This is a genomic window from Streptococcus sp. HSISS3, assembly GCF_000448605.1.
GTDB classification, from domain to species: Bacteria; Bacillota; Bacilli; order Lactobacillales; family Streptococcaceae; genus Streptococcus; species Streptococcus raffinosi.
In genome coordinates, this window is sequence record NZ_CM002130.1 from 575,112 (window position 1) to 585,608 (window position 10,497).

Sequence of the window (10,497 nt, forward strand, 5' to 3'; positions counted from 1 at the left end):
AGGCACATTTTTGTAAGGAGAAAAAATGTTAACAAATAAAAATTGGAACTGTAGTATGTCTCGAGTCTTAGATGTGGTTGGTGGGAAATGGAGGATGAATATCTTATGGGTGATCAACAAGCATCAAACGATTCGTTTTAACAAGTTAAGAAGAGAAGTCGAAGGAATCACAACGATTAGTTTGACACGCGGACTGGATGTCTTACTGGAACATCAATTAGTTAAGAAAGTTGATTTTGAATCCATGCCCCTTCATACAGAATATGAGCTAACAGAAAAAGGTAAATCGCTAATGCCGATTTTAAGAGACTTGAATCAATGGGGAAAAGAATGGCTGTAGTCTATTTCGGATTTTGTTTAATGTCTACTATCGCACCACTTAACCTGGCATTTTAACCACTTATCTTCGAAAGCCGTTTTTTCGATAATGAAGTCCATTTGATTGGCCTGATAAGTCGCAATCAGCCTATGAATCTAGTAAAATTATCTGAGTTACTTGAAGTCTCAAGGAGTGCTATTACTCAGAGTGTTAGACGTTTAACCAAGAAAAATCTCGTTACTTTTGAATTTGCACAGGATAATGAAAAAAATAAATTATTTTTCTCTCAAGTAGATATAAACAAAAAAAGAGAAAATGTATTAGGTGATATGCATAATGGTCTAGTTACATTAGAAGAGTTTACAGCTATTTTAAGTGAACTTTTTGATTATGCAATAGTAAATTGGAATTCAGGAAACTTTTATACGATATATGCTTCAAATAATAAAGATAATTTACTAGACTTTTTATCAAAAATGACAGAATCTTTAACTCCTAAAAGATTTGTTCATCATCAATTACCAGTAATATTGTTTGGGTTAACCAAAAATGAAATTAAATATAGAAAAATAAAGGAAGTAGAATTATGACTCTATCATCTTGGATGTCTTATATCATTGCATGTATTTTGCTTATTTCCCCACCTGGTCCGACTGTAACCTATCTTATCACTACTAGCATGTCACATGGAAAGAAGGTAGCCTACGGAATTGTTTGGGGTAGCTTTTGGGGTGGATTACTTTGTTTACTACTATCTTTCATTGGTGTAGGTGCGATTCTCAGCACATCCTCTCTTTTGTATGCTAGTCTACGTATACTTGGCATTATTTACTTAATATATTTAGGAATAAAAAGTTTGATTGAAGCTAATCAACCACAGGATAGGACTGACAGTCTAACCCCAGTAACTCGAAAAGAAGCCTTTAAGAATGGATTTCTCCTCATTTTCTTGAATCCAAAAAATATTATTTTTTTCGCTTCTTTTATTCCTCAATTTATTAAGCAAGAAGCCTCTTTTCTTTTACAAATGGGAATTTTAAGTATAACTTATTTAACGGTTGGTCTAATCAATGATTATTTATATAGTTTTTTTGCCTCTCAAATAGGAGATTTATTAGGTCGTCAATCTGAAAAACGAATCAATCAAATCGGTGGTATTGCTATGATTTTATCGGCAATCATTGTGTTATTTCAACAATTTTAAGATTTTACTAAAAGTCATGGTGACATTTTTGATATTTCGACAAACTCATGAAAAATCGACTTCTATCCTAATTGAGTGAAGTCGTTTTTTTTTTTTAAGTTTTGATAAATTGCAAGAATAAGTGCAACAGCTAGAGCAAAGAGTAGGAGGCTTATCATGGGCAGTTTATTTTGGGATAATGTCACACTGTTATTAGCCGAGAGAGAGATGACTTTTGCGGAGCTCGTTAGGCAGATGTTTGTAGGAGAGTACCATTACCCAAGCGAATTTTGGCGCTTGTATTGCAAACTGTATCATTACAAAAAAGAGCACTTTCTACCACAAGAACGTTGGGTGGATAGAATGGTTGCAGTTCTTGGTGTTGACTATGCGGAGTTCTATAGAAGGTACTAAAGGTAAGGGATTGAAATTTGTTTGGTTGTTCTTCTTAGACCCTCTGCCGTATCCCTGCTTAGGGCTGGTTGGAATATTTGCAAGTACCCACGGATAACCATTTTCAATGACTAACAAGCAGTTCTATTGTTCCGCAAATTGAGTTATGTCGTTCCGCAAATAGATGTATTGTTCCGCAAATGATATAATAATAAGCAGAAATGAGGTAGACTATAATGTTTATGACCGTAAAAGAAGCTGCTATTAAATGGGGAATATCTGAAAGGCGCATTCGTACCCTCTGTTCTCAAGGCAAAATTGATGGGGCATTTCATGATGGTAAGCTTTGGAAAATACCTGCTAGTGCAAAGAAACCAGCTGATGGAAGATTAAAGAAGGGTTCTAACCTTTTAAAGACCATAGAGGAAAAGAAAACAGAGCTATCTAAAAGAAGACCAATGACTGAAGGTGAAGTTGAACGTCTTAACGAGCAGTTTTTAGTAGAGTTCACCTATAATTCGAACGCCATTGAAGGTAATACCCTGACTTTAAGAGAGACTGATATGGTGTTGAGAGGGTTAACCATTGATCAGAAACCTTTAAAGGACCATTTAGAAGCTATTGCTCACAAGGAAGCATTCCAATATGTACAAATCCTAGTCTCTGAAAACATACCTTTGACGGAAAAAATAATAAAGGATATTCATTGCCTTGTATTATCTGACAAAAAGGATGATAGAGGCGTCTATCGAAATGTTCCTGTTCGTATTATGGGCTTAATGAACCAGCTCAGCCCTACATGATTAGACCAAAAATGGAGCAACTACTCATAGAGTATCACGAGAACACAGAGGATATCATTACCAAACTAGCAAAGTTCCATATTGAATTTGAGAGTATTCATCCATACATATGTAGTGTTTACAACAATACCAAAATGGTGATTTCATAATTTTCCTCCTATTAGTCGTCTTGATTTTCCTTGGCTTTGCGAATGCGAAGCCAAACGACAATTTGCATCATTAATCCGAAAAGGAAAGCTGCGAAAAGAATTGATGTGAAATGACCTAGATTGAAAAGGGAGCTAAGATAGTTCTTGTTATCATCCGTTAAGACATTGAGAAGTGGCATTCCAAAGAACATAAAAACTCCATAGACAAGTCCCGCTTTAAGGCCAGGGTAGCGTAACTGTTTCTTTTCTTTCTGGCTCAACATATCAGGGTCAATGGCAGTAATACCAGTTTTTTAGTTTGAGTGGTGACATAGACTGCACAAATCATGGAAATCATAAAAATAATGATTGGATATCCGAAAGCGACAATTTGGGGATATTTATAAGCAAGAACAAAGGGAACGAGATTGCCAAAAATCATGAGGTAAAAGAGAACCATAAAGATTTTATTTCCAATGCGGTCGGCCTCGCGTTGTTTGTGTTCATCAAGTGGTCCTGAAATGCCATAGGTTCGTTTCATAAGTTTTTCAGTGAGAGTTTCTTTTTTCATTATTTCTTTCTCCTTCTTGTTAAAAATCATCTTCCCAAAAGAGACTGTTGAGGTCTGTTTGGAGACTACGAGCGAGATTGAGACAGAGTTCCAGAGTAGGATTGTACTTGTCGTTTTCAATCATGTTGATGGTTTGCCTAGAGACACCGATATCCTTGGCCAGTTCGAGTTGGGACTTTCCCAGTTCCTTGCGGAATTCTTTCACACGGTTCATTCTTTCTCCTTTTCAGAATGTGTCGTATATATTTGACTATAGTATATTCTTCTTAAAATAATATGTCAACTATTTTTGACATATTTTTTAAAAGAATATTTTCAAGTGAAAATCTTCTAGCGATTTTATGCTATAATGAAGAACAAAAATATAAGAGTGGATTGAATAAACCGAACGTTATCCACTAAAGAAAGAGAAGAAAATGAACCATAAGATTGCAATTTTATCAGACATTCATGGTAATACGACGGCTTTAGCTGGAGTGCTTGAGGACGCTAAAAATTTGGGAGCGACTGAATATTGGCTTTTGGGAGATATTTTTCTTCCTGGGCCGGGAGCAAATGACTTGGTGGCTCTTTTGAAAGACCTCCCCCTTACAGCATCCGTTCGAGGAAACTGGGATGATTGTGTGTTAGAGGCTTTAGATGGGCAATATGCTTTAGAGGAACCCCAAGAAATTCAGCTTCTCAGAATGACCCAGTTTTTGATGGAGCGCCTAAACCCAGAGCATATTGATTGGTTGAGAAAGCTACCTATGGTAGCCAAGAAAGAATTTGAAGGCTTGCGTTTTTCTCTATCTCATAATTTACCTGAGAAAAATTATGGTGGTGATTTGCTGGTTGAAAATGGTACAGAAAAATTTGACCAGCTACTTGATGAAACTACTGATGTAGCCGTCTATGGACATGTCCATAAACAGCTTCTGCGTTATGGTAGTCAAGGTCAACAAATCATCAACCCTGGTTCGATTGGTATGCCTTATTTTGACTGGAAAGGGCTGAAAAATCACCGAGCTCAGTATGCCTTATTTGAGGTTGAAAATGGTGAATTAGTCAATATTCAATTTCGAAAAGTAGCCTATGACTATGAAGCAGAGCTAGAATCAGCCAAGGCCAAAGGTCTTCCTTTTATCGAAATGTATGAAGAATTGCGGCGAGAGGACAATTACCAAGGCCATAATAGAGATTTGTTAGCTAGTTTAATTGAAAAGCATGGGTATGTGGAGGATGTGAAGAACTATTTTGATTTTTTGTAAGAGTTACTTTAATTAACAGATACATTAAAAACGATTGGACGAGCGGCACTACACCCCAATAATGGGACAAGAGAAAAACCCTCTTATGCGACCAGTTTTCTGTACTCTACAGGAGACTGGTCATTTAATTTCTGTTGAATTCTAGTTTCATTATAAAATATGATATAAGATTGACAATATCTGTTATACTATCTTTGGTTAAGTTTCTCCATTTATGGAGATAGAAGTTTTCAGACTTGAGAACAGATGTAAATGAACGATTAGATGATTATTTGTCTATTCTTGATTGAGACAAAACTGCCCAGTATTGCTCAATGTACAGCCCTATTTGTTTATACGCCTTTGCAAACAAGAAAACATACATTTAAATGTTGTCTTTACACTACAAAGTCGTGTCTTTTAAAGTGTAAAAGCAGCATTTTTGGGGACACGACTTCTTTACATGAAATATCTCTATTAAGATGATGAATAAGCTAATATTTTATTTTGCTATAAAACAAAGATCTAAACGTACCAAATTTGGTGCGTTTTTGCTTTTTATGGTATAATAAAAGAAAATGAGGAGGTATCCTATGATTGGAGATAACATAAAATCTTTACGAAAAACACATGGTTTAACACAACCAGAATTTGCTAAAATTGTAGGTATTTCACGCAATAGCTTGAGTCGCTATGAGAATGGAACCAGTGCAGTTTCGACAGAGCTGATTGATCGTATTTGTCAAAAGTTTAACGTGTCATATGTTGATATCGTGGGAGAAGATAAAATGTTAACACCTGTAGAAGATTACCAGCTGACTCTCAAAATGGAAGTGATTAAAGAACGTGGTGCTGCCATCCTTTCAGAACTTTATCGCTACCAAGATAAACATGGCATCGCTTTTGATGACGAGACAAATCCATGGATTTTGATGAGTGACGATTTGGCTGATATCATCAATACTCAAATTTATCTCGCAGATACTTTTGAAGAATTGGAGCGTTATGATGGCTATTTAGATGGTATTGAGCGTATGTTGGTGATGACTCGTCATCAGGTGGTAGCCTAATGAAACTTGAAGACTTTAGTAATTCTGACTTTCAACAGGTTGTAAAGAGAAATATTCGTACCCTAACTCTTGGGAAAACTGTTTCAGAACAACCACAAGCCATCTTGCTTGGTGGGCAAAGTGGTGCTGGAAAAACAACGATTCATCGTATTAAACAAAAAGAATATCGTGGGAATATCATTATTATTGATGGCGATAGCTATCGTTCTCAGCATCCTCATTATCTAGAATTGCAGGAAAAATATGGTAAAGATAGTGTTGACTATACCAAAGGATTTGCTGGAAAAATGGTAGAAACACTGGTCGACGCACTAAGTCAGTTAGGCTACGATTTACTAATCGAAGGAACATTAAGAACAACAGATGTCCCACGACAAACAGCTCAATTGTTGAGAGCAAGAGGCTATCAGGTATCACTAGCACTAATTGCGACAAAACCAGAGTTGTCCTATCTCAGCACTTTGATACGTTATGAGGAACTCTATGCTAAAGATCCAAATCAAGCTAGAGCAACGCCTAAGGAACATCATGATTACATTGTTAATCATTTGGTTGATAATGTCAGAGCGTTGGAAAACGAGAAGTGTTTTGAGCAAATTCAAATTTACCAAAGAGATAGAAGCTGCATATATGATTCTGAAACAGACGAAGGTCCAGCTGCAACAGTTTTACAAGAATGTCTCTTTGGGAAATGGAGTAAGGTGGAAGAGGAAATGCTTAGGTTGGAACGAGAATTGCTAGGGAAGTCACGTAAAGGTTATAGTAAGAAAAAGGAGAGGTAATGCATAAGATTGACATTAACTTAGAATTTGAATAACTTTTTTTCTGATATAAAAAAGTTATTTATCGACAACTAATTTTCCGAAATTTATTATTGGTACAGGGTTATCCATATGATTAAGTAGCCACGGTAATTATTATCAATAATTTATTTGAATTAGTAATCGAAAAACTACTCTACATTATTTCAAGTGAATCTATGTTATCCTTTAATGTACTAGATACTCGCAATTCTAGAGGTACCTTATGGTTTTAGATGTAAATGAAGAAAAGATGACTATTATGGGTGTATCTTTTATAGACAGAAATATTTTTAAAAGTGTCTGGTATGCTCTAAGTACGAATATGATAGAAGGCTGGAAACCCACTGTTGAAGACGTTGAAAGACTGAAAGCTGAGATGATTACCTTAAGTATTAGTGATGAGACATAAAAGACATAAAAGGTCTTCTTTAGTTCTATCAAAAAGTAACATTGAGAGGAATATTATTAAGTTTTTGGTAGATAATATCAAATTACTAAAACTTTTTATGTAAAGTCAACTTTGAGATTTTATTTCAACTCATTTGGAAAAAAACGATGAGATCGAATTTGATCCCATAGTGCTTTCTATTGTGGATAGTGGATTTCTTTATGCAGTGGTTCATGTTAGAGGAGTTGGTTTATTAGTGGAGATTGGTATCGTGCTGGAAAAGAAATGAATAAAAAAATTCTATTAGAGATTATATAAATGCTATTCATTTTTTAATTGATGAGGGAATCGCACATAAGAATAAAATAGAATTGATTTCATCTAGTGCAGGTGGAATAATTGCTGGTTCTGTACCTAACGAGGAAAAAATTTATTAAAATGTATGCTATTATTTTCTCCATTTATCAATCCTTATGGTCAACTTATTTCTGGTAATGATCCACTTGTAAAGACTGAGGTCACAGAATGGGGAGATATATCAGATAAGAATATAAGAGACTTTATTAGGTCATATTCTCCTTTACAAAATATAGAAAAGGCAAGGGGGACAGATACAGTTGTATTAAGTATTTTAGGTCAAAGAGATAATTATATTGACAATAGTGATGTCATTGAATGGCCTAAAAAATTACAAAAACTTAATGTAAGAAGTTATGTTTACTTAAACCAAAATGCAGGACATGGGGGAATAAATAGTGAAGATAGTGAATTTTTGATAAATATACTAAGCTTTTTTCTACAAAACGTAATGAAATGAAAAAACAGAGTTGATATTATAGGAGGGTATTACAAGATGAATAAACTTGCAATTGATGTTAAGAGGTTAACAAAAGAGTTTCAAATTGATAAAGATAAATCTATATCGGTTTTGAAAGATATTTCGCTATCAGTCTTCTATGGAGAATTTATATCGATTCTTGGCATTAGTGGTTCTGGAAAGACAACTTTATTAAATTGTATGTCTAGTCTATCAAGACCAACGACAGGAGAAGTTACAATCAATGGGAAAAATCCTTATAAATTAAAAAATAGAGATTTAGCAAAAGTTCGAAGGGAAGAAATCTCATTTATTTTTCAATCATATAATCTTGTACCTTCTTTACCTGTTTTTGAAAATATTGTTTTACCACTGCGCTTGTCCCATAAGAAAGTAGATAAAACTAAGGTATTAGGTTTACTGAAAAAATTAAGATTTAATGCAGAGTTGGACAGTCTGGTAGGTAATTTATCTGGTGGGGAGCAACAAAAGGTTGCAATATGTAGAGCTATACTGTCAGAATGTAAAATAATTTTTGCAGACGAGCCAACAGGGGCTATGGATAGTGAATCAAGACAATTGATTTTTGAATTATTACGTAAATTAGCTAATGATGGTAAATGTGTTATTATGGTAACACATGATATTGAGTTGGCTTCTCAAACAGATAAGGCATTTATTTTAAGAGATGGTTTACTTTCTGAGGAGATAGATAAACCATCATCCAGTGTTCTTTATCATAAATTAGAGACGAAACAATCGGACTGAAGAGGAAATTCACTATGATTAGACTTATTCTTTATCAATTTAACTATGCAAAAAAAATATTATTAGGAACTGTGCCTTTAGTACTCGTTTCCAGCATGATAGTTGGAACATCAGTAATTGGTATTAACAGTGCTTCAAAAACAGCAATAACTTCTATTCAGTTATTTCAAATGCTCATTTTTTTTGGAGGATTAACTCTATTCTTTTTAATTTCGAATATTATTCAGTTTCTAATTGATATTTTTAAAGATGATTATAAGTTATGGGCTACTTTAGGCGCGAGTTATTTTCATATATCACTTATAATAAGTGGTCAGCTGTTCATTATGTCTTTAATGATAAGTATTTTAGGAACAATTTTATCTTTTGCAATTATAAATAATTATTATATGTTGTTGCAGACTTTAGTTAATCATAATGAACTTCCTGATTTGACTGTAATATTTGATATAAAAACTTTTCTTTTAAGTGTTTCTATTGTACCTGTTATAGTTGGAACAAGTGCTTATTATCATTCTCGAAAAGAATTGAAAAAAAATGATACAGTTAAACAAAAGAAATTTTCAACTACAGTAGTAAAGTTGCTTTTTTGGGGAGTTTCTATTGGTTTATGGCTTCTTTGTTTTAAAATTCTTATTTCGGACACTGCTGGAAAGAGCATGAGTGATATTATCCAACAAACAGGTACGGTGTTATTCTTACTTTTGATTCATCTATTCTTGATTCAACTGATGTCTCCTAAGGCACAGATGGTTCTGTTAAACTGGATATCAAAGGTTATTCCATCGAATAATTATGCTTTAGTTGTTGGTAAATGGAATATTCTATTTAATCCAACATATTTAAAAAATTTACAGGTTTCGGTAACAATGGGAATTACTTTAGTTTCAGGATTTTTACTATATGTACAGAATATTTATATTGGAAATTATTCGGATGGTGCTAAAGAAGCTGTTTTTTCTTTTGTTACTTATTTGTCTGCTCCAATCTTGATTATTTTGGCAAATACAATTTCTATTACAATACTATCTTCAAATCAGGATAAGAAAGAATTATCTCAACTAAAGGTATTGGGAGCATCGAATAAAAATTTAATCATGATTAAATTTGCTGAAGCATTTTTACACTCCTTGATAATATTTGTTATCTCTTTCTTATTTAATTTAATCATATTGTTCGCAGTTAATTATAGTGCAAATTTATTAGGTAATCACATGACAAGCATAAATAACGTTTGGCTACCAGATCTAGTTTTATCAGGAATCGTTTGCTTATTCTATTTAGGAACAAAATTACTAAGCATTGGCTCATATGAAAGTCAATCTTGGTATTAGTTAAGCAGAAGGGTGATTTGCTTAAATTAAACTCGGGATTCTATCTATGGATTATTTTGTTTAAATATTGTTTTATTGTAGCTATTACTTGTTTACCAATTGTTGCGGGTAGATGGTAAGTGTCCAAGAACAAGGTATATCAAAAACTTCCGAAGTCAAAGTGACTTTGGAAGTTTTCGTTACTTACAATTTCGGCTCTTTTCTACCATGTCGTTTAAGACAACTTGTCTGCGTTCAGAAAGACGAAGCAATTCTTGAGCATAGTAACGAACCTCTTCAAGCATTGGAGAGGTTTTATTGACCGCACAAAAAGATTGTTTAGCGAGTTTTATAAGTTTATCAGTCAGGTAAGCAATACGCTTTTCAGAGATGCGTTAGGAGGTAGATTGACGGATAATCTCACACAAGTTACTTTGAGATAGGCTTAATACAAACTCTTTGCATGGAAAAGCCATCACTAAGTTCCAATATTGCTCTCCAGTAGGTGTGGATAATAGATTTTCCAATTCAGGAAAGGTGACTTGTAAGACCTTGTGCAGACGGTTTTTAGTTCGAACAAGATCTTCTGCCATATTTTGATAGAAACGGCTTAAATCACGCAGGTGTTGCTAAATTTCTTCCTGCACGTAAGTTGGTTTACGATTGTGCACAAGCTGAGATTTAGCTAACTTTTCAGCGTCAATTTTATCTG

11 protein-coding genes and 4 pseudogenes are annotated in these 10,497 nt (G+C 34.1%); 12 read left to right on the forward strand and 3 right to left on the reverse strand.

The annotated features are described in order from the left end of the window. The first annotated feature begins 25 nt into the window (after positions 1–25). The 5 genes and pseudogenes from HSISS3_RS02910 to HSISS3_RS02935 all read left to right on the forward strand — a co-directional run. On the forward strand, positions 26–340 hold the full coding sequence (locus HSISS3_RS02910) for a winged helix-turn-helix transcriptional regulator (protein ID WP_134954246.1): 315 nt from the start codon (positions 26–28) through the stop codon (positions 338–340). A gap of 62 nt (positions 341–402) precedes the next feature. Further along, positions 403–594, forward strand: a pseudogene (locus tag HSISS3_RS12565) (helix-turn-helix domain-containing protein); the annotation flags it as partial. Positions 595–905: 311 nt separating this feature from the next. Next, entirely contained in the window at positions 906–1,523 is a 618-nt protein-coding gene (locus tag HSISS3_RS02925) for a LysE family translocator (RefSeq protein ID WP_021151560.1), read from the forward strand. Positions 1,524–1,679: 156 nt separating this feature from the next. Then, positions 1,680–1,916, forward strand: coding sequence for a hypothetical protein (locus tag HSISS3_RS02930; protein ID WP_042771748.1), 237 nt, complete (start codon positions 1,680–1,682; stop codon positions 1,914–1,916). A 215-nt stretch (positions 1,917–2,131) separates the two neighbouring features. Further along, positions 2,132–2,808, forward strand: a pseudogene (locus HSISS3_RS02935) (Fic family protein); the annotation flags it as partial. 50 nt (positions 2,809–2,858) lie between these two features. On the opposite strand, the pseudogene HSISS3_RS02940 reads toward HSISS3_RS02935, so the two are convergent. Both HSISS3_RS02940 and HSISS3_RS02945 read right to left on the reverse strand, forming a co-directional pair. Beyond that, positions 2,859–3,397: pseudogene (locus tag HSISS3_RS02940) on the reverse strand (DUF3278 domain-containing protein). Between the two features lie 19 nt (positions 3,398–3,416). Next, positions 3,417–3,611 (reverse strand): helix-turn-helix transcriptional regulator, encoded by a 195-nt coding sequence (locus HSISS3_RS02945; RefSeq protein WP_006152985.1) that lies wholly within the window; start codon positions 3,609–3,611, stop codon positions 3,417–3,419. 202 nt (positions 3,612–3,813) lie between these two features. Between HSISS3_RS02945 and HSISS3_RS02950 the strand changes: the two genes are divergently transcribed. From HSISS3_RS02950 to HSISS3_RS02980, 7 genes are all read left to right on the forward strand, one after another. Continuing rightward, positions 3,814–4,647, forward strand: a complete 834-nt coding sequence (locus tag HSISS3_RS02950; RefSeq protein ID WP_021151564.1) for a metallophosphoesterase family protein — start codon at positions 3,814–3,816, stop codon at positions 4,645–4,647. Positions 4,648–5,219: 572 nt separating this feature from the next. Further along, complete coding sequence (pezA, locus tag HSISS3_RS02955; RefSeq protein ID WP_021151565.1) at positions 5,220–5,696, forward strand: type II toxin-antitoxin system antitoxin PezA; 477 nt, start codon at positions 5,220–5,222, stop codon at positions 5,694–5,696. Further along, positions 5,696–6,478 carry a type II toxin-antitoxin system toxin PezT gene (pezT, locus tag HSISS3_RS02960; RefSeq protein WP_021151566.1) on the forward strand — a complete coding sequence of 261 codons (783 nt, stop codon included), beginning with the start codon at positions 5,696–5,698 and terminating at the stop codon, positions 6,476–6,478. The genes pezA and pezT overlap by 1 nt, the downstream gene beginning before the upstream one ends. Before the next feature lie 244 nt (positions 6,479–6,722). Next, positions 6,723–6,908, forward strand: coding sequence for a hypothetical protein (locus HSISS3_RS02965; protein ID WP_021151567.1), 186 nt, complete (start codon positions 6,723–6,725; stop codon positions 6,906–6,908). A gap of 421 nt (positions 6,909–7,329) precedes the next feature. After that, complete coding sequence (locus HSISS3_RS11530; protein ID WP_134954247.1) at positions 7,330–7,704, forward strand: prolyl oligopeptidase family serine peptidase; 375 nt, start codon at positions 7,330–7,332, stop codon at positions 7,702–7,704. A 36-nt stretch (positions 7,705–7,740) separates the two neighbouring features. After that, positions 7,741–8,472 (forward strand): ABC transporter ATP-binding protein, encoded by a 732-nt coding sequence (locus HSISS3_RS02975; RefSeq protein WP_021151568.1) that lies wholly within the window; start codon positions 7,741–7,743, stop codon positions 8,470–8,472. Between the two features lie 14 nt (positions 8,473–8,486). Further along, positions 8,487–9,806: an FtsX-like permease family protein gene (locus tag HSISS3_RS02980; RefSeq protein ID WP_021151569.1), complete on the forward strand. Its 1,320-nt coding sequence runs from the start codon at positions 8,487–8,489 to the stop codon at positions 9,804–9,806. A gap of 200 nt (positions 9,807–10,006) precedes the next feature. On the opposite strand, the pseudogene HSISS3_RS11535 reads toward HSISS3_RS02980, so the two are convergent. Then, positions 10,007–10,497: pseudogene (locus HSISS3_RS11535) on the reverse strand (transposase); the annotation flags it as partial.

Coding starts and splice junctions, on each gene's coding strand:
- HSISS3_RS02950 (WP_021151564.1), top strand. CDS start 3,814: ATGAACCATAAGATTGCAATTTTATCAGACATTCATGGTAATACGACG.
- pezA (WP_021151565.1), top strand. CDS start 5,220: ATGATTGGAGATAACATAAAATCTTTACGAAAAACACATGGTTTAACA.
- HSISS3_RS02965 (WP_021151567.1), top strand. CDS start 6,723: ATGGTTTTAGATGTAAATGAAGAAAAGATGACTATTATGGGTGTATCT.
- HSISS3_RS11530 (WP_134954247.1), top strand. CDS start 7,330: ATGCTATTATTTTCTCCATTTATCAATCCTTATGGTCAACTTATTTCT.
- HSISS3_RS02980 (WP_021151569.1), top strand. CDS start 8,487: ATGATTAGACTTATTCTTTATCAATTTAACTATGCAAAAAAAATATTA.
- HSISS3_RS02930 (WP_042771748.1), top strand. CDS start 1,680: ATGGGCAGTTTATTTTGGGATAATGTCACACTGTTATTAGCCGAGAGA.
- HSISS3_RS02945 (WP_006152985.1), bottom strand. CDS start 3,611: ATGAACCGTGTGAAAGAATTCCGCAAGGAACTGGGAAAGTCCCAACTC.
- pezT (WP_021151566.1), top strand. CDS start 5,696: ATGAAACTTGAAGACTTTAGTAATTCTGACTTTCAACAGGTTGTAAAG.
- HSISS3_RS02910 (WP_134954246.1), top strand. CDS start 26: ATGTTAACAAATAAAAATTGGAACTGTAGTATGTCTCGAGTCTTAGAT.
- HSISS3_RS02975 (WP_021151568.1), top strand. CDS start 7,741: ATGAATAAACTTGCAATTGATGTTAAGAGGTTAACAAAAGAGTTTCAA.
- HSISS3_RS02925 (WP_021151560.1), top strand. CDS start 906: ATGACTCTATCATCTTGGATGTCTTATATCATTGCATGTATTTTGCTT.